Consider the following 16,834-nt stretch of genomic DNA (forward strand, 5'->3'; position numbering starts at 1 on the left):
TGCGAACTTGTTCGCTAGTCGCAGCGGGTGGGGTCCATCGGCCTTGCGCAAGGCCGATGGACCCCACCCCAACCCCTCCCCTGAAGGGGAGGGGCTTGAGAAGGAAAGGACGATCTATGGATTTCGCCGCAATGATGCCGCTGGCCGCCACCCTCGGCGTGACCATCGACGAAGGCAGCAAAGACCGCGTTGCCGGCAAGCTCCCGGTGCGCGCCGACATCTGCACCGCGGGGAACATCGTCCACGGCGGCGCGATCATGGCCTTTGCCGATTGCCTCGGCGCGGTCGGGGCGTTCCTGACCTTGCCCGAGGGGGCGAGCGGCACGACGACGATCGAGAGCAAGACCAATTTCCTCGGCGCCGGGCCGGTCGGCGCTACGCTGGTCGGCGAAGCGACCCCGGTGAAAATCGGCAAGCGCGTGTCGGTGTGGCAGACGCGCATCCGCATCGAGGACGGCGCCGACGTGGCATTGGTGACGCAGACGCAGCTGGTGCTTTGGCCAGCCTGACCGCCGACGCGATCGTCTGCGCGGTGCGCGCACACGGCGAGCATGGCGCGATCCTGCGCGCGCTGACCCGCGAGGCGGGGCTGGTGGCGGGTTATGTCCGCGGCGGGCGGTCGCGGCGGCTGCGGCCGATATTGATGCCGGGCAATCTGGTGGCGCTCGAACTCAGGGCGCGGACCGAGGACCAGCTTGCCGGCGCCACCGCCGAACTGCTCGCCAGCCGCGCGCCGTTGCTTGCCGAACCCTTGCCGTCGGCCGCGATCGACTGGGCGACGAGCCTGACCGCGGCGACGCTGCCCGAAAGCCAGTCCTACCCGATGCTCTACGACGCCCTGGCGGGTTTGCTCGACGCGATCGGGGTGGCGCCATCGGCGCGGCAATGGGCCGCGGCGCTGGCGCGCTACGAATTGCTGCTGCTCGCCGAACTCGGCTTCGGGCTCGATCTCGACGTCTGCGTCGTTACCGGGTCGGCGAACGGTCTCGCCTTTGTCAGCCCGAAATCGGGCGGCGCGGTGTGCGAGGCGGCCGCGGCGGGATATGAGGCGCGGCTGCTGCCGCTGCCGCCCTTCCTGCGCGGCGGCGACCCGCCATCGACGATGGGCGATGCGCTCGCCGGGCTGGCGATCACCGGGCTTTTTCTCGACCGCGACCTGCTGGAGGGGCGCAATCGCGAATTGCTCGGCGTGCGGGCGCGGTTGATCGATCGGTTGAACAGGGCGGTTGCGTGACGCGCCGCCGCTGCCTAAGCGGCTGGCGAGACACGAAAGGGCGAAACGGTGCATATCCTGCTGCTGGCCGGCGACGGAATCGGTCCCGAAATCATGGCGGAGGCCGAAAAGGTCATCGTCGCAATGGCGCTGCCGGTGACGCTCGACCGTGCGCTCGTCGGCGGCGCGGCCTTTGCCGCGACCGGCCATCCGCTGCCGCCCGAGACGCTTGCGAAGGCGAAAGCCGCCGACGCGATCCTGTTCGGCGCGGTCGGCGATCCGCGTTTCGATGCGGTCGAGCGGCACCTGCGCCCCGAACAGGCGATCCTCGGGCTCCGCGCCGAGCTCGGCCTGTTCGCCAATTTGCGCCCCGCCAAACTGTTCGCCGGACTCGAAGACAGCTCGGCGCTGCGCCCCGAGGTGGCATCGGCGATCGACCTCTTGATCGTGCGCGAGCTCAACGGCGACGTCTATTTCGGCGAAAAGGGCATGCGCACGACCGCGTCCGGCGAGCGTGAGGGCTATGACGTCATGTCGTACAGCGAAAGCGAAGTGCGGCGCATCGCGCATGTCGCGTTCCGCGCTGCGCAGGGTCGCCGCGGGCGGCTGTGCTCGGTCGACAAGGCCAATGTGCTCGAAACCTCGCAGCTGTGGCGCGACGTCGTGATCGAGGTCGCGGCCGACTATCCCGACGTCGAACTCACCCACATGTATGTCGACAATGCCGCGATGCAGCTCGTGCGCAATCCCGGCCAGTTCGACGTCGTCGTCACCGGCAATCTGTTCGGCGACATCTTGTCCGACCAGGCATCGATGTGCGTCGGGTCGATCGGGCTGCTCGCCTCGGCATCGCTCAGCGAAGGCAAGCAGGGGCTCTATGAGCCGATCCACGGCAGCGCTCCGGACATCGCGGGGAAGGGCGTCGCCAATCCGCTGGCGATGATCTTGTCGCTGGCCATGCTGCTCCGCCATTCGGGCGGCGACGAGGCGAGCGCGGCGCGGATCGAGGCGGCGGTCGCCAAGATACTCGCCGACGGCTGCCGCGGCGCCGATCTTGGCGGCAATATGGGCACCGTGGCCTTGGGTGACGCGGTCGTCGCGGCTTTGGACGGATAAAGATATGAAGAAAAAGACCGGTTTCGATCGTGGCACGACCAAGGGCTGGCACCCCGCGACGCAGGCGGTGCGCGGCGGGACGTGGCGCAGCGAGCATGGCGAGACGTCCGAAGCGCTCTTCCTGACCTCGGGCTACACCTATGACAGCGCAGAGGAAGTCGCGGCGCGCTTCGCCGGCGAAGCGGCGGGCATGACCTATTCGCGCCTCCAGAACCCGACCGTCGCGATGCTCGAGGAACGCATCGCGCTGATGGAGGGGGCCGAGGCGTGCCGCACGCAGGCGACCGGCATGGCGGCGATGACCACGGCGCTGCTCTGCCAGCTTTCGGCGGGCGATCATATCGTCGCGGCGAAGGCGGCATTCGGATCGTGCCGCTGGCTCGTCGATCAGCTCTGCCCGCGGTTCGGGATCGAGACCACGGTGATCGACGGTCGCGACAATGACGCGTGGGAAAAGGCTGTTAAATCAAATACCAAGGTCTTCTTCTTCGAAACCCCCGCGAACCCGACGATGGACATTGTCGACATGCAGCATGTCTGCGCGGTCGCCAAAGCCCATGGCATCACCACCGTCGTCGACAACGCCTTTGCCACCAGCGTCCTCCAGCGCCCGATGGATTTCGGCGCCGATGTCGTCGCCTATTCGGCGACCAAATTGATGGAAGGGCAGGGCCGGGTGCTCGCCGGCGCCGTGTGCGGCAGCGAAAAGTTCATCAACGACATCCTGCTGCCGTTTCAGCGCAACACCGGTCCCAACCTGTCGCCGTTCAACGCGTGGGTGGTGCTGAAAGGGCTGGAAACGCTCGACCTGCGCGCCCGGCGCCAGTCGGAAAATGCGCTCGCGGTCGGCAAATTCGTCGAAAAGCGCGTGCCGAAAATCCTCCATCCAGGGCTGGCGAGCCATCCGCAGCACAATCTGGCGATGCGTCAGATGGACGCATGCGGCCCGATCTTCGCCTTCGTCCTCGAAGATCGGGCGCAGGCGATGGCGATGCTCAACGCGCTCGAACTCGTCGATATCAGCAACAATATCGGCGATTCGCGCAGCCTGTGCTGCCACCCCGCCTCGACGACGCATTACAGCGTCAGCGCCGAGACGCGCGCCGATATGGGCGTCGTCGAAGGCATGCTGCGCATCAATATCGGGCTGGAGGATCCGCGCGACATCATCGCCGACCTCGACCAGGCATTGACCAGCGTCGGGCTATAGGCGAGTTTGCGCGCGTGATGATCGATGCCTTTTTCCCCTTTGCCGCGACCACCGGGCCGATCACGGTGCGCGTGTCGGTCAGCTATCTGCCCGAACAGTCGCACCCGGCGCTCGGCCGCTGGTTCTGGGCCTATCATATCCGGATCGAGAATCACGGCGACGTCGCGGTCCAGCTGCTCAGCCGGCACTGGCGAATCAGCGACGGCCGCGGCCAGATCAGTGAAGTCGAGGGCGAGGGCGTCGTCGGCGAACAGCCGCTGATCGCGCCCGGCGGCTCCTATGATTATGTGTCGGGATGCCCGCTGCCGACCCCCGAGGGTTCGATGGTCGGCAGCTATGCGATCGAGCTTGGCGACGGGTCGCAGATGCTCGTCGCGATCCCGCATTTCCCGCTCGTGGCGCCCGCCACCGCGTTATGAAGCGCACCCATCTGCCCCTCAATGCGCTGCGCGTCTTCGATGCCGCCGCCCGGCACCTCAGCTTCACGCGCGCCGCCGACGAACTGGCGGTCACCCCCGCCGCGGTCGGACAACAGATCCGTGCGCTCGAGGATATGCTCGGCGTCGTGCTGTTCCGCCGCACCCCGAAGGGGCTCGAGCTGACCGGCGAGGCGAATGCCGGGCTCGACGCGCTCCGCCAAGGGTTTCTGCAGTTCGAGGAATCGGTGCGCGCGATGCAGGCGGGGCAATCGTCGCAGTCGCTGACCATCGCGGCGCCGCGCGACCTGACCGCCAAATGGCTGGCGCCGCGGCTCGCGCGCTACAGCCAGCAGGCGCCCGACGTGCGCTTCACCCTGGTGTCGGCCGATAGCGGGATCGATTTTACCGAGGCGAACCTCGACCTCGCGATCTTCTGGACCGACGGCGCGGGCGAGCATGAGGGCGTCGCGCTCGCCGACGCGCTGATGGTGACCGTCGCCGGCCCGGGCGCGGCCAGCGAAACGCGCATCGCCTGGCCGGGCTGTCCGGCCGACGAAGGCGAGCCGGCGCTTCGCCTCGGCGACGCCGGCCTCGCGATCGACGCCGCCGCCAACGGGCTGGGGCAGGCAAACGTCCCCGCAATGCTCGCCGAGGCCGACATCGCCGCGGGACGCGTCCGCGTGGTGCGCGAGGCGTTCGCGGTGCGGCGCGGCTACTGGCTCGTCGCGCCGACCCCGCAATGGCGCCAGGCAAAGGTCAAGGCGCTGGTCGCGGCGCTCACCGCCCCCTGATGTAACCTTCGCGCGCTGTTCCCCGAACCCGTCGGCAATCATGCTCAACGGGGAAATGAAAATGTGGACATTTGTCGACCGGTTGCCGCCGGTTACGCTCGGCTTTGCGGCGCTGCGCTGGTCGCTGGTGCTGATCTTCGCCTTGTTCGGCATCGCCAAATTCGCGGCCTATGAGGCCGAAGGCGTCGCGCGCATCGGCATGGAATATCCGCTGTTCGCCTGGATGTACCCGCTGCTCGGGGTGCAGGGGACGAGCAATGTCATCGGTTCGATCGAACTCGCGACGGGCGCGCTGATCGCGCTGGGGGCCTGGTCGCACCGCGCCGGGCTAGTCGGGGCGTCGATGGGCGTCTGCACCTTCCTGATCACCCTCAGCTTTACCTTCGGCGCGCCGTTGTGGGAACCGGGCTACGGCTTTCCGTTCATGGGCTCCTTCGCGCAATTCCTGTTCAAGGATGCGGTGTTGCTGGCGGGATGTTCGACGCTGGCGCTGCACGCGGGCCAGGCCTTGCGCACGCGGCTCGCGACGACGGCCTGACGCCTATTTCGCCGCCAGCGCCAGCAGCCGCGTCACCAGTCCGACCATCGTTTCGGTCGCGACCGCGGCGTCGGGGTTGTTCCAGCTGGCGGTGACGACGAACCATTTCCCGTCGGACTTGCGCTGGCCGAGCAGACTCATCGACAGCACCCCGAGTTCGGAGCCGCCCTTGTAGCCGAGATAGGTCCAGTCCGCCGCGGCGCTGGGGCCAAGGCCATTGTTGATCGCCATCGCCGCCATCGCCGGCTCCGATTGGCGTGCGCGCAGGTCGACCATCGCGCGCGCGATATCGTTCGGACTGGCGAACCATTCGAGATCGTCGATAAAACGCGGGCCGCCCGAAAAGCTGACCCCATCGACGTTGGCGAGGGTCAGGCGGCTCTGGTTGTCCTCGATCAGCCTCCGCTGCGCGGCATCGTCGCCCTTGATAAACACGGGCCGCAAATCGTTGAAATTATTGCCCTTGAGCGCGAACGCTTCGACCGTGGTGAGGAAGGGAATGTTGCGCGACGGCGCGCTGTGCCCGGCGCGCTGCATCCGCGCCTCGATATTCTGGCGCCCGAGCAGGTGGATGAGCGTGTCGGTCGCGCCATTGTCGCTGACCGAGATCATCCAGTTGGCAAGCGTCTGCAGCGTCACCGGCATGTCCTTCGGCCAGTTGGCGGTGCCCGCCGACGAAAAGCTGGCGTGCGACAGTGGCACGACGTCGGACCATTGGCGCTGTCCCGCCGCGACCTGCGCCGCCAGTTCGTCCAGCACATAAAGCTTGAAGGTCGAACCGATCGCGAGCTGGCGGTCGGCATTGGCGGCAGCGAGCGGCCGGACCGCGTCGCCCTCCAGCTCGGCGACGAGAAAGCCCGTCGTCCCTGGCAGCGCGGCGAGTTCGGCGGCGACCTTGGTGAAGCTGTCGTCGGCCATCGTGAAGCCGGTGAACCTGAGACCGGCCACCTTGTCGCCCGGCGCCGCGGCGACTTCGAGCGCGATCGTGCCGACGCCCTTTTCGAAGCGGAGCTGCACGGTGCCCAGCCGGCCATCGGCCGATGTCGCCTTTTCGACCGCCACCGGCTGGCCATATTGCGCGAGCAGATTGGCGGTCACCGCCTTGAACTGCGCCTCGGGCAGCGCCGCCTGAAAATCGGGGGCGAAATAGTCGCCATAGGCGACCCGCCCGGCCAGCAGGTCGACCAGCTGGGCGGCGCGCTGCGCGAATGCGGTGTCGGCCGTCGCGGTCGCCTCCGGCGCCTGCTGCGCCAGCGCCGCCGTCGCGGGCAGGGTCATCGCGGTGGTCAGCAGCGCGGCGAACATCGTCTTGGTCATCGGTCATCTCCTTCGAACATATGCGCCTGGTCGATCCGGGCGATGCGGGCGCGCAGCAGGGCCGCGGCGCGGCGGTTGAGCAGCCACACGCCGCCGAACACCAGCAGCTGGAGCGCGACGACGAGCAGGAACAGCAGCGATCCGCCCATGCCGCTCGCCTTCGCCTGGCCCAGCAGGAACAGGATGAGGCCGGGCACGAAGGGCGCCAGATACCAGCGACCGACGCGCGCCAGCATATGCTCCTCGCGCACCAGCCGCGCCCGATAATGGCCGGTGATATCCTCTGCCTCGGCGGCGGGATCGGGGCGCGAGGTGCGGCGGGCGAGTTGCCATGCGACGACCAGCGTCCCGGCGATGACGAGCAGGCTGCCGAGCTTGACCAGCGGTTCGGTGAAGATCACCGCATAGACCGCGAACACGGCAACGACGAGCGCGGCGGCGAGATATTCGCGCCGGTTGCGCCGCTGGATCGCATCGCCGAATCGGCCCGCCTGGCGCTTGATCTCGTCGAGCGGCAGCGGCACGAACACCGGCTCGCTGGCGCGCCACAGCGCCTGCAGGCCCTGGTCTTCGGAATAATCGGTCATCGGACGTCTCCGGCGCCGGCAAAGCGGCGCGTCAGCATAGCTTTGAAACGGTGGATTTTGGCGGCGACGACGTCGGGGGAGACCCCCGTCACCGCCGCGGTTTCGCCCGCCGCCACCCCCTCGAGATAGAGCAATAATATCTGGCGGTCGGGCGGATCGAGCCGGTCGATGATCGCCAGAATCGACGCCATTGCGCGCTCGCTGTCGGCGCGCTCGAACGGGGTGGCGTCGGCATCGGCGATCTCGACATCCTCGATCGACGACCAGCCGCGCTGCGCATGGCGCTTGTTCGCCAGCATATGCGATGTCGCGCGGTTGTGCGCGACGCGCCACACCCAGGTGCTGAGCGAACAGCGGCCGTCGAAACCGGCAAGGCTTTGCCACAAAGCGACTTGTAACTCCTGTTCGAGGTCGCGGCGCAGTTCGGGGTCGGCTTCATAACCGCGCGCCAGACGGGCCAGCGCGCCGCCGAAGCACTCCACCGCCTCTGCAAACAGCCGATCCTGATCCCCCTCGGCCACTCCGGTCTCCCATCTTTCGTGTCGCATACCCATTTAGTCGGCGGGGCGGCGGCTTTCTGACGGAGGCGTGAAATTAATTTTCGTCAGGCGTCGATCGCCGCTTCGTCGAGCGTCGCGGCATTCGCCTGGATGAACTGGAAACGATGCTCGGGATGCTTGCCCATCAAGCGGTCGACCAGATCCTTGACGAGGTGGCGCTCCTCATATTCCTGCGGTAGCGTGACGCGCAACATCGCGCGCGTCGCCGGGTCCATCGTCGTTTCTTTCAACTGGTTGGGGTTCATTTCTCCCAAGCCCTTGAAGCGGCCGACATCGACCTTCCTGCCCTTGAACACCGTCGCTTCCAGCTGGGCGCGGTGCGCATCGTCGCGCGCATAGGCCGACGTGTTGCCCGCGGTCAGCCGGTACAGCGGCGGCTGTGCCAGATAGACATGCCCGCGCCGCACGATGTCGGGCATCTCCTGGAAAAAGAAGGTCATCAGCAGGGTCGCGATATGCGCGCCGTCGACGTCGGCATCGGTCATGATGACGATTTTTTCGTAGCGCAGCCGGTCGGCGTCGCAATCCTTGCGCATCCCGCAACCAAGCGCGAGCGCGAGGTCGGCGATCTCCTGGTTGGCGCGGATCTTGTCGTTGCTCGCGCTCGCGACGTTCAAAATTTTGCCGCGGATCGGCAGGATCGCCTGCGTCTTGCGGTCGCGCGCCTGCTTGGCGCTGCCCCCGGCGCTGTCGCCCTCGACGATAAACAATTCCGTGCCTTCGGGGCCGTCGTTCGCACAGTCGGTGAGCTTGCCGGGCAGGCGCAGCTTGCGCCCGCTGGTCGCGGTCTTGCGCTTGACCTCGCGCTCGGCCTTGCGCTTCAGCCGCTCGTCCATGCGGTCGAGGATCAGGCCGAGCAGCGCGCGGCCGCGATCCATATTGTCCGACAGAAAATGGTCGAAATGGTCGCGCACCGCATTTTCGACGAAGCGCGTGGCTTCGGGGCTCGACAGCCGGTCCTTGGTCTGGCTCTGGAATTGCGGATCGCGGATGAACACCGACAACATCATCTCGCCGCCGTTGAAAACATCCTCGGCGGTGATCTGTGCCGCCTTCTTTTGGCCGATCAGCTCGCCGAAGCCGCGCAAACCCTTGGTCAGTGCCGATCGCAGCCCCGCTTCGTGGGTTCCGCCGGCGGGGGTGGGGATGGTGTTGCAGTACCAGCTGTACGATCCGTCGGACCATAAGGGCCATGCGATCGCCCATTCGGCGCGGCCTTGGTCGCCCGGAAAATCCTGGCGTCCGATGAACGGTTCGGCGGTCGCACATTCGCGCGTACCTATCTGTTCCTTCAGATGGTCGGCAAGGCCGCCGGGGAACTGGAACGTCGCCTCGGCGGGCGTGTCGTCACCGATCAGCTCGGGCGCACATTTCCAGCGGATTTCGACGCCAGCGAACAGATAGGCCTTCGACCGCGCCATGCGGTAAAGCCGCTGCGGTTTGAATCGCTGGTGATCGCCGAAGATTTCGGGATCGGGAACGAAGGACACGCTCGTGCCACGGCGGTTGGGCGTCGGGCCAAGCTCTTCGAGGCCGCCGACGGGGGCGCCACGCGCGAAGCGCTGGCGATAGAGCAATTTGCTGCGGGCGACCTCGATCTCGGTTTCGCTCGACAGCGCATTGACGACGCTGATCCCGACCCCGTGCAGGCCGCCCGAGGTCGCATAGGCCTTCCCCTCGAACTTGCCACCCGAATGGAGGGTGGTCATGATGACCTCGAGCGCCGATTTTCCCGGGAATTTCGGGTGCGGATCGATCGGAATGCCGCGACCATTGTCCGTGACGGTCAGTCGATTGCCAACATCAAGGGTCACTTCGATGCGATTGGCGTGGCCGGCGACGGCCTCGTCCATGCTGTTGTCGATGACTTCGGCGGCCAGATGGTGCAGCGCGCGCTCGTCGGTGCCGCCGATATACATGCCGGGGCGGCGGCGCACCGGTTCCAGCCCTTCGAGCACCTCGATCTGCGAGGCGTTGTAGCTGTCGGCCGCGGGGCCGGCGGTGTCGAACAAATCGTGACTCATGCCCCGGCTATAGGGGCGTGCCAAGGCCGCTGGCAAGGTGGCTGTTGCCGCCGTCCGCCATGGCTCGCGGTCTGCTCGGTTCGTCGCATTTTGGCTTTTTTCAGGAACTTTGGCGCTGCGCCAATGGTTTGGCCGGCGACTGCAAAGTCATCAAAAAAGAAGCGGAGTTACAAAAATGAAGACGATTTCTCTCCTCGCTGCGGTCGCGGCTGGTGCGCTTGCCGTGCCTGCCATGGCGCAGGACAATCGCGACACCTCGCAGGATTTCAACGGCGGCTATGTCGGCCTGGTCGGCGGTTACACGGTGCAGGGCAATGATGCCGACGAAACGCTGGTTTTCGACACCAACCAGGACGGCACCTTCGGTGAGCCGGTCAACACCGCGGCAGGCGCCAATGCCTTTTCGCCGGGCTTCTGCGGCGGCGCTGCCACCAGCAGCGGCAACATCGGCTGCCGTAACGACAAGGATGGCTTCGAATATCTCGCCCGCGCCGGTTTCGACAAGCGTATGGGCAATTTCGTCGTCGGCGTCGTCGTCGAAGGCGGCCGCAGCGAAGCGCGCGACAGCGTCAGCGGCTTTTCGACCACGCCCGCCAGCTACACGATGAGCCGCGAAGCCGACTGGCAGGCCGGCGCGCGTCTGCGCGCGGGCTATACCCCCGGCGGCGGCGTGCTGTTCTATGCCACCGGCGGCGGCGCTTATGCCCGCCTCGACAATCGTTTCACGACGACCAACGGCGCGAACAGCTTTGCCGACAATGGCAAGACCAACGGCTGGGGCTATGCCGCCGGCGGCGGTGCAGAGGCGATGCTGACCCAGAATATCTCGCTGGGTATGGAATATCTCTACACCGACGTGAAGGACGACGATTACACAGTCAACGTCGGTCCGGGCACCGCCCCGGCCACCAACCCGTTCCTGCTGAATGGCGGCGGCACCGACATCCAGCGCAGCGACGACAATTTCCGCACCCACAGCGTGCGGGCATCGCTGAACTTCCGCTTCTGATCCACCCGGATCGCAGCATGACGGAGGCGCCGGACCGCAAGGTCCGGCGCCTTTTTCATGTTATGTCATGGGGGCGGCGAAGATCGCGAAATTGCCGTTGGCGCTGCTGACCAGGCGGCCGTCCTGATACAGCCGCGCGTCGATGTTCGCGACGCGCTTGCCGCGGTGCAGCACCTCGGCCTCGCAGGTCAGCCGGCCTTCGCCGACGCGGACATGATAGTTGAACTTGATTTCCAGCGTCGCGCACCACTGATCGCCATCGAGCAGGCTGGTGAGTGCGCCGCCCATCGCGGTGTCGGCGAGCGAATAGGCGACCCCGCCATGCGCCGCGCCCTGCGGGCTGAAATGCCGCTGCTTGTCGACGTCGATCGCCATCGTGCAGCGCCCGTCGCCGCGTTCGACCATTTGCAGGCCGAGCGCGCGCGCGAATTCGAACTCCTGCCCGAAGGGCTTCACCGCACGCGCGGCCCGCCGAACGGCGGCGGCGGCGGCGGGCGGCGGGTGCCGCGCGGCAGCTGCGCCTGATAGGCGCGGCCGCAATGCTCGACGCAATAGGGAAAGCCGGGGTTCACAGCGACGCCGCAGAAGTGGAAATCGGGCTCGCCGGGATGCCCCATCGGCCAGCGGCAGATACGGTCGTTGAGGTCGAGCAGGCTCGTCTTGTCGGCAATCTCGGCGCTCGGCTTGGCAGGCACCAGGCGGCGCGGCGGCGCCGGCGGGATCGGTGCCTGCTGGTCGCCCGGACCCTGGCGGATGAAGCCGCCGGGGCCGATCGACACGATGCGCGGCGCATCGGGCTTGGGCGGCGGCGCATCGGCGGCCGGCTCATCGCCGCTCGCGTCCGCCGCGGCGGGGCGCGGCTCGGGCTTCGGTGCAGTGGGCGTCGGGCGCGCGGGGGCGGGCGCCGCGGCGCGCGGGGCGGCGGCGGGCGCCGCGGCCAAGGGTTTCGGCGCGGCGGGCGCCTTGACGGGCTTGGCGACCTTTTCGGTCGCCTTCACCGGCGACGGGCGCGATTTCAGGCCGAGGCGATGCGCCTTGCCGATCACCGCGTTGCGGCTGACGCCGCCCAGTTCGTCGGCGATCTGGCTGGCGGTCAGACCCTTTTCCCACATGGTGCGCAGGCTTTCGATGCGCTCATCGGTCCATGACATGATCAATTCCTTGTCGTTCCACGCCGCGAGCCTGGCGGCGATCCTTTCGGGACCGGCCCCGTCAAAGCCCAGCTTGCGGTAAGATCGGGGAGGCGATAGGCGAGAACGTCATGAACGACCAGCCCCAAATTTCGCGACCCGACTCCGGCGATTTTGCCGCGACCCCGCCGTTTGCGGAGCCCGGTGTCCCCCATATCCGGACGCTCAACGTGCCCGGGATGAAGGCCCTCTATGTCAAGGAGGTGCGGCGCTTTTTCAAGGTGCAGCTGCAAACAATCTGGGCGCCGGCGATCACGACGCTGTTGTTCCTCGTCATCTTCACCGTCGCGCTGGGCGGTGCGGGGCGCTCGGTGATCGGGGTTCCCTTCGCCGATTTCATCGCGCCGGGGCTGATCATGATGGCGATGCTGCAGAACAGCTTCGCCAATGCCAGCTTCTCGCTGCTGGTCGGCAAGATCCAGGGGACGATCGTCGATTATCTGATGCCGCCGCTCGGCGTCGGCGAACTGATGCTGGCGCTCGTCGGCGCCGCGATCACCCGCGCGATCCTCGTCGGGGTCGCGCTGTGGCTCGCGATGCTGCTGTGGCCGGGGGTGCATGTGATGCCCGATTATCCGTGGGCGGTGGCGGCGTTCGGCGTGCTCGGCGCCGCGATGCTCGGCTTTCTGGGGCTGATCACCTCGGTCTGGGCCGAAAAGTTCGACCACGCCGCCGCGGTGACCAATTTCGTCGTCACCCCGCTCGCGCTTCTGTCGGGCACCTTCTATTCGGTCGACCGGCTCGCGCCGTGGTTCCAGGCGGTCGCGCACGGCAACCCGGTCTATTATGCGATCATGGGCTTTCGCTACGGCTTCATCGGCACCGTCGATTCGACGATCGCCAACCCCGTGCTCACGGCGCTGGGCGTGCTGCTCGCGATGACCGTGGCGCTGGGCGCGCTCACCTACCGGTTGCTGGTCTCGGGCTGGAAACTGAAGGCCTGATCCGTACGATCAGTGGCGGTGGATCGCGCGGACGCGATAGCGACCGCGCTCGATCCCGTCGAACATCGCATCGATCTGCGGATGGTCGACCGGGCCATGCTCCGCGTCGCCGACCAGATTCTGCTGGCTGACATAGGCGATATACGACGATTCCTCGTTTTCGGCGAGCAGGTGGTAATAGGGCTGTTCCTTCGCCGGGCGAATGTCCTCGGGAATCGCTTCATACCATTCGTCGCTGTTGGCGAAGACCGGATCGACGTCGAAAATCACCCCGCGAAAATCGAACATCCGGTGGCGCACGATGTCGCCGGGCGCAAAGCGCGCGCGCTCGATCAGCGGCGCAACGACGCCGGGGGGCGGGGACTCGTGGTAAGCGGGTGGGGCTTTGGCCGTCATATCTGTTTATCTATGACGATTCCCCGGCGTTTCAAGCATGTTGTCGCCCGCGGCGCCGTCCGTCCGGTGGTCGATCGGGACGGAAAATGGAGGAGAGTGAGGGATTCGAACCCTCGGTACCGTTGCCGGCACTTCGCATTTCGAGTGCGACGCTTTCGACCACTCAGCCAACTCTCCTCGCTGAGAGGAGTGCGCCCTAGCGATGGTCCGCCGCCGTTGCAACCCTCTAGTCACAAAAGCGACGAACCGCGCACGGGTTCAGGGCTTGTCGGCCTCCCACCAATAGGGCGCCCGCTTTGCATCGCCGGTCGCAACTTCGTTCATCGTCAGAGGATCGTACAGCCGCCCCCCGAGCATGACGCGGTGGATCTGCTCGGTCGCGCGGATATTCTGCGTCGGATCGGCGTCGAGGATGAGCAGGTCGGCCAGCTTCCCCGGCTCGAGCGACCCGACATCCTTCGCATAGCCCAGCGACGTCGCCGGCATGATCGTCGCGGCGCGCAGCGCGTCGATGTTGCTCCACCCGCCGCGCACGAACGACCAGATTTCCCAGTGCGCGCCCAACCCCGATTGCTGGCCGTGGGCGCCGATCGACACCATCCGCCCGGTCGCGGCGATCTTGCCCGCCTCGCGCGCCGAATCGTCGTCGACATAATCGCCCTCGGGCGCGATCACCCGGCGCTTGTTGTTCGCGGCGAGTTCGGTCGGCGGGATATGCTTGGTCAGGATCGGATGCTCCCACACATTGGTGTGGGCGCGCCAATAGGGATCGCCCGCCGGCCCGCCATAGGTCACGACCAATGTCGGCGTATAATCGGTCTTGGTCTGCCCCCACAGCTGCACCAGATCCTGATAGAAGGTGTGCAGCGGGATGTTGTGCTCGACGGTCGAATTGCCGTCCTGGATCAGCGAGACGTCCATCGTATAGAGCGAGCCGCCCTCGGGCACGACGAGCATGTTTTCGGCCTGCGCCGCCTTCACCACCATCTGGCGCTGGTCGCGGCGCGGCTGGTTGTAGTTCTTGACGCTGTGCGCGCCCTGCGCCTTCAGGCGGCGGACGTGGGCCAGCGCGTCGTCATAGCCGTTGATCTCGGCATAGACCCCCGCCGCCTTGGCGCCGTAGATGATCTCGCCGGTCGAAAAGATGCGCGGCGCCAGGATCAACCCGGCGCGCTGCATTTCGGACGACACGAAGATTTCCGATGCGCGCGACGACGGGTTGTGGCTGGTCGTCGTGCCCATCGCCAGATTGACGATTTCGGACCAGTTCTGCTGCGGCACCAGCTCGTCGTCGCCGTGGCTGCCATGGGCGTGGGCGTCGACGAAGCCGGGGACGATCGTCTTGCCCGCGGCGTCGACGGTGACGGCGCCCGCCGGTACGGTGATCGCACCCGCCGGGCCGACCGCGGCGATGCGGTCGCCCTCGATGACGATCGCGCCATTTTCGATGATGCCGCCGTCGGTGTCGGCCATGGTGACGATCCGCGCCCCGGTGATGACGACGGTCCCCCGGTGCTTCGCCGCCCGCTGCGTCATCGCCAGCGAGACGCCGTCGGTGGGGGGCGTGAACTTCGGCGCCTTGTCGTCGACCGGCGCGGTCGCGAACAGACTGGCCAGGTCGGCGCTGAACAAGGTCGCGCCGCGGCTCCAGTGCAGGCGCCGCCCGCCGTCGGACCAGTGCATATAGTCGGCGCCGCTGCCGCTGACCCGCGTCACCGGCAGCGCGGCGCTCTTGGTGCCCAGCGTGACATCCTGTCCGCCCGGCATCAGCGGGGTGACATAGGCATCGTAATTCTGCCGAAACGCCAGCGTGCGGCCGTCGGGTGAGATTTCATAGTCGCTGACCAGTTCGCCATTGGCGTGGACGCGCTTGTCCTGTCCGCTCATGTCGGTGCTGACGAGCTGGCTCTTGCCGTCGGCCGCGGTGACCATGAAAATGCGGTCGCTGGTCGCGCCATATTGAGGCTTGGCGGCGTCGCCGCTGACCCGCTCGGCGGCGCCGCCCGCCGCGGCGATGCGATAGACGCCGGGGTCTTCGCTCCAGCGCGCCGAGGTCAACCCGCCGCTGCCGCGGCGTTCGAACACGATCGTCTTGCCGTCGGGCGAAAAGCGCGGTTCGGCATAATGGCCGGGAACCCCGGTGATCTTCCGCGAGGTGCCGCCGCCGGCGCCGACGACATGAATCTCGCCAAGCCCGGTGTCGGTCCAGCGCACGAAGACCAGCGACTTGCCGTCGCGCGACCAACTCGGCCACGCTTCCATCGCATCGTCGTTCGCGGCGGTCAGCCGCCGCGCGGTGCCGCCGGTGGCGGGCTTGACGTAAAGCTTGCCCAGCGTTTCGAACACGACGCTGCGCCCGTCGGGCGACACTTCGGCCCAGCGCGGCATCTGGGTCGTAAAGCTGTCGGGGGCGACCTCGACCGCCGGATGCGTCGCATCGACGATCACCCGGTCGTCGTCGACGCGGAAAGGAATGATCCGCGCGTCGCCGCCGCCGGCGCCGACGCGGCGCAACTTGCCGCCGGCCCAGAACAGGATGTCGGTGCTGTCGGGGGTCCAGGCCATGTTCGGATAGACGCCGGTCACCGCCCAGGTTTCCTGCACATCCTGATCGAGCGCGTCATAAACTTTGCGCTCGGCGCCCGAGGCGAGATCCTTGACGTACAGCTTCGACTGCGTCCCTTCGCGGCGGACGAAGGCCAGCCGCTTGCCGTCGGGTGAGGGGGTCGGCCGCACCGCACCGCCGGCGCCCGACGCCGCGGTGCTCACCGTCGCGTCGGCCAGGTCGTAACGCTCGATATGGAACAGGTCGGTGTTGCTGTCCTGCGCATATTCGAAGATCGGGCCGGGGGTGACGTTGCGCGTGTAGAAGACGCTCTTGCCGTCGGCGGCAAAGACCGGCTCGCCCAGTTCCTTCTGGTGGCGCTCGTCGGGTTTTTTGACCAGCGGCACCCCGGCGCCGCCCGACACATGATACATCCACACCTCGCCGGTGCCCAGCGAGCGGCCGGTGGTGAAATGCTTCTTGGCGACGATGAACTGGCCGTCGGGGCTCCAGCTCGGCTGGTTGAGAAGGCGGAAATCTTCCTTGCTCAGCTGGACCTTGCTGCTGCCGTCGCGGTTCATCAGCCAGATATTGTCGCCGCCACCCGCGTCGGAAACGAAGGCGATCCGCCGGCCGTCGGGCGAAAAGCGCGGCTGATGCTCGAACGCCAGCCCCTCTGCGATGCGCGTCGGGATGCCGCCTTCGATCGGCATGGTGTAAATGTCACCGAGCAGGTCAAAGGCGATCGTGCGGCCGTCGGGCGCAACATCGACGTTCATCCAGCTGCCCTCGTCGACCGCGATCGGCACCTTGCGCGTCGTCATGCCTGGCGGCGCGTTCACGTCCCATTTCTCCGGCTTGGCGTCGGCGGCGGGCGTTGGCGCCGCCTGCTGCGCAAAAACCGAAGTCGAACAAGCCAAAGTCGCCGCAAGGGCGAGAGCGAAGCGCGCCATATCATTATCCCCGATTGAAATT

17 protein-coding genes and 1 tRNA gene are annotated in these 16,834 nt (G+C 66.9%); 9 read left to right on the forward strand and 9 right to left on the reverse strand.

Going from position 1 to position 16,834, the window contains the following annotated elements:
• Window positions 1-116 precede the first annotated feature (116 nt).
• The 7 genes from HEQ22_RS05620 (at window position 117) to HEQ22_RS05650 (ending at window position 5,287) form a co-directional block, all read left to right on the forward strand.
• A complete protein-coding gene (locus HEQ22_RS05620; RefSeq protein ID WP_432770215.1) occupies window positions 117-509 on the forward strand; it encodes a PaaI family thioesterase in 393 nt (130 codons plus the stop codon).
• Window positions 497-1,234 (forward strand): DNA repair protein RecO, encoded by a 738-nt coding sequence (gene recO / locus HEQ22_RS05625; RefSeq protein ID WP_432770216.1) that lies wholly within the window; start codon window positions 497-499, stop codon window positions 1,232-1,234. The genes HEQ22_RS05620 and recO overlap by 13 nt, the downstream gene beginning before the upstream one ends.
• Before the next feature lie 93 nt (window positions 1,235-1,327).
• Complete coding sequence (gene leuB, locus HEQ22_RS05630; protein ID WP_432770820.1) at window positions 1,328-2,329, forward strand: 3-isopropylmalate dehydrogenase; 1,002 nt, start codon at window positions 1,328-1,330, stop codon at window positions 2,327-2,329.
• 4 nt (window positions 2,330-2,333) lie between these two features.
• On the forward strand, window positions 2,334-3,539 hold the full coding sequence (locus tag HEQ22_RS05635) for a trans-sulfuration enzyme family protein (protein ID WP_432770217.1): 1,206 nt from the start codon (window positions 2,334-2,336) through the stop codon (window positions 3,537-3,539).
• A 17-nt stretch (window positions 3,540-3,556) separates the two neighbouring features.
• A complete protein-coding gene (gene apaG / locus HEQ22_RS05640; protein WP_432770821.1) occupies window positions 3,557-3,958 on the forward strand; it encodes a Co2+/Mg2+ efflux protein ApaG in 402 nt (133 codons plus the stop codon).
• A complete protein-coding gene (locus HEQ22_RS05645; RefSeq protein WP_432770218.1) occupies window positions 3,955-4,749 on the forward strand; it encodes a LysR family transcriptional regulator in 795 nt (264 codons plus the stop codon). Before apaG ends, HEQ22_RS05645 begins: the two co-directional genes overlap by 4 nt.
• Before the next feature lie 61 nt (window positions 4,750-4,810).
• Window positions 4,811-5,287 (forward strand): YkgB family protein, encoded by a 477-nt coding sequence (locus tag HEQ22_RS05650; RefSeq protein WP_432770219.1) that lies wholly within the window; start codon window positions 4,811-4,813, stop codon window positions 5,285-5,287.
• Between the two features lie 3 nt (window positions 5,288-5,290).
• Here HEQ22_RS05650 and HEQ22_RS05655 read toward each other — a convergent pair whose 3' ends face one another.
• The 4 genes from HEQ22_RS05655 to parE form a co-directional block, all read right to left on the reverse strand.
• Window positions 5,291-6,604, reverse strand: coding sequence for a serine hydrolase (locus HEQ22_RS05655; RefSeq protein WP_432770220.1), 1,314 nt, complete (start codon window positions 6,602-6,604; stop codon window positions 5,291-5,293).
• A complete protein-coding gene (locus HEQ22_RS05660) occupies window positions 6,601-7,191 on the reverse strand; it encodes a hypothetical protein (protein ID WP_432770221.1) in 591 nt (196 codons plus the stop codon). The genes HEQ22_RS05655 and HEQ22_RS05660 overlap by 4 nt, the downstream gene beginning before the upstream one ends.
• Complete coding sequence (locus HEQ22_RS05665) at window positions 7,188-7,712, reverse strand: RNA polymerase sigma factor (protein ID WP_432770222.1); 525 nt, start codon at window positions 7,710-7,712, stop codon at window positions 7,188-7,190. The genes HEQ22_RS05660 and HEQ22_RS05665 overlap by 4 nt, the downstream gene beginning before the upstream one ends.
• 83 nt (window positions 7,713-7,795) lie before the next feature.
• Window positions 7,796-9,775 (reverse strand): DNA topoisomerase IV subunit B, encoded by a 1,980-nt coding sequence (parE, locus tag HEQ22_RS05670; RefSeq protein ID WP_432770223.1) that lies wholly within the window; start codon window positions 9,773-9,775, stop codon window positions 7,796-7,798.
• Window positions 9,776-9,950: 175 nt separating this feature from the next.
• Between parE and HEQ22_RS05675 the strand changes: the two genes are divergently transcribed.
• Window positions 9,951-10,784, forward strand: coding sequence for an outer membrane protein (locus HEQ22_RS05675; protein ID WP_432770224.1), 834 nt, complete (start codon window positions 9,951-9,953; stop codon window positions 10,782-10,784).
• Between the two features lie 60 nt (window positions 10,785-10,844).
• Here the strand turns inward: HEQ22_RS05675 and HEQ22_RS05680 are convergent, their stop codons facing one another.
• Window positions 10,845-11,240, reverse strand: coding sequence for a PaaI family thioesterase (locus tag HEQ22_RS05680; RefSeq protein ID WP_432770225.1), 396 nt, complete (start codon window positions 11,238-11,240; stop codon window positions 10,845-10,847).
• Complete coding sequence (locus tag HEQ22_RS05685) at window positions 11,237-11,935, reverse strand: GcrA family cell cycle regulator (RefSeq protein ID WP_432770226.1); 699 nt, start codon at window positions 11,933-11,935, stop codon at window positions 11,237-11,239. The genes HEQ22_RS05680 and HEQ22_RS05685 overlap by 4 nt, the downstream gene beginning before the upstream one ends.
• A 110-nt stretch (window positions 11,936-12,045) precedes the next feature.
• Here HEQ22_RS05685 and HEQ22_RS05690 point away from each other — a divergent pair, with 110 nt between their 5' ends.
• Window positions 12,046-12,918: an ABC transporter permease gene (locus HEQ22_RS05690; protein ID WP_432770227.1), complete on the forward strand. Its 873-nt coding sequence runs from the start codon at window positions 12,046-12,048 to the stop codon at window positions 12,916-12,918.
• Between the two features lie 9 nt (window positions 12,919-12,927).
• Here HEQ22_RS05690 and hspQ read toward each other — a convergent pair whose 3' ends face one another.
• The 3 genes from hspQ to HEQ22_RS05705 all read right to left on the reverse strand — a co-directional run bounded on the left by hspQ (window position 12,928) and on the right by HEQ22_RS05705 (window position 16,812).
• Window positions 12,928-13,314: a heat shock protein HspQ gene (gene hspQ / locus HEQ22_RS05695; protein ID WP_432770228.1), complete on the reverse strand. Its 387-nt coding sequence runs from the start codon at window positions 13,312-13,314 to the stop codon at window positions 12,928-12,930.
• 87 nt (window positions 13,315-13,401) lie between these two features.
• A tRNA-Ser gene (locus HEQ22_RS05700) sits at window positions 13,402-13,491 on the reverse strand.
• 81 nt (window positions 13,492-13,572) lie between these two features.
• Window positions 13,573-16,812: an amidohydrolase family protein gene (locus HEQ22_RS05705; RefSeq protein ID WP_432770229.1), complete on the reverse strand. Its 3,240-nt coding sequence runs from the start codon at window positions 16,810-16,812 to the stop codon at window positions 13,573-13,575.
• Between the last annotated feature and the right edge of the window lie 22 nt (window positions 16,813-16,834).

This window comes from Sphingopyxis sp. (assembly GCF_050916055.1).
GTDB lineage: Bacteria > Pseudomonadota > Alphaproteobacteria > Sphingomonadales > Sphingomonadaceae > Sphingopyxis.

Coding starts and splice junctions, on each gene's coding strand:
- HEQ22_RS05620 (WP_432770215.1), top strand. CDS start 117: ATGGATTTCGCCGCAATGATGCCGCTGGCCGCCACCCTCGGCGTGACC.
- leuB (WP_432770820.1), top strand. CDS start 1,328: ATGGCGGAGGCCGAAAAGGTCATCGTCGCAATGGCGCTGCCGGTGACG.
- HEQ22_RS05635 (WP_432770217.1), top strand. CDS start 2,334: ATGAAGAAAAAGACCGGTTTCGATCGTGGCACGACCAAGGGCTGGCAC.
- apaG (WP_432770821.1), top strand. CDS start 3,557: ATGATCGATGCCTTTTTCCCCTTTGCCGCGACCACCGGGCCGATCACG.
- HEQ22_RS05645 (WP_432770218.1), top strand. CDS start 3,955: ATGAAGCGCACCCATCTGCCCCTCAATGCGCTGCGCGTCTTCGATGCC.
- HEQ22_RS05650 (WP_432770219.1), top strand. CDS start 4,811: ATGTGGACATTTGTCGACCGGTTGCCGCCGGTTACGCTCGGCTTTGCG.
- HEQ22_RS05655 (WP_432770220.1), bottom strand. CDS start 6,604: ATGACCAAGACGATGTTCGCCGCGCTGCTGACCACCGCGATGACCCTG.
- HEQ22_RS05660 (WP_432770221.1), bottom strand. CDS start 7,191: ATGACCGATTATTCCGAAGACCAGGGCCTGCAGGCGCTGTGGCGCGCC.
- parE (WP_432770223.1), bottom strand. CDS start 9,775: ATGAGTCACGATTTGTTCGACACCGCCGGCCCCGCGGCCGACAGCTAC.
- HEQ22_RS05675 (WP_432770224.1), top strand. CDS start 9,951: ATGAAGACGATTTCTCTCCTCGCTGCGGTCGCGGCTGGTGCGCTTGCC.
- HEQ22_RS05685 (WP_432770226.1), bottom strand. CDS start 11,935: ATGTCATGGACCGATGAGCGCATCGAAAGCCTGCGCACCATGTGGGAA.
- HEQ22_RS05690 (WP_432770227.1), top strand. CDS start 12,046: ATGAACGACCAGCCCCAAATTTCGCGACCCGACTCCGGCGATTTTGCC.
- hspQ (WP_432770228.1), bottom strand. CDS start 13,314: ATGACGGCCAAAGCCCCACCCGCTTACCACGAGTCCCCGCCCCCCGGC.
- HEQ22_RS05705 (WP_432770229.1), bottom strand. CDS start 16,812: ATGGCGCGCTTCGCTCTCGCCCTTGCGGCGACTTTGGCTTGTTCGACT.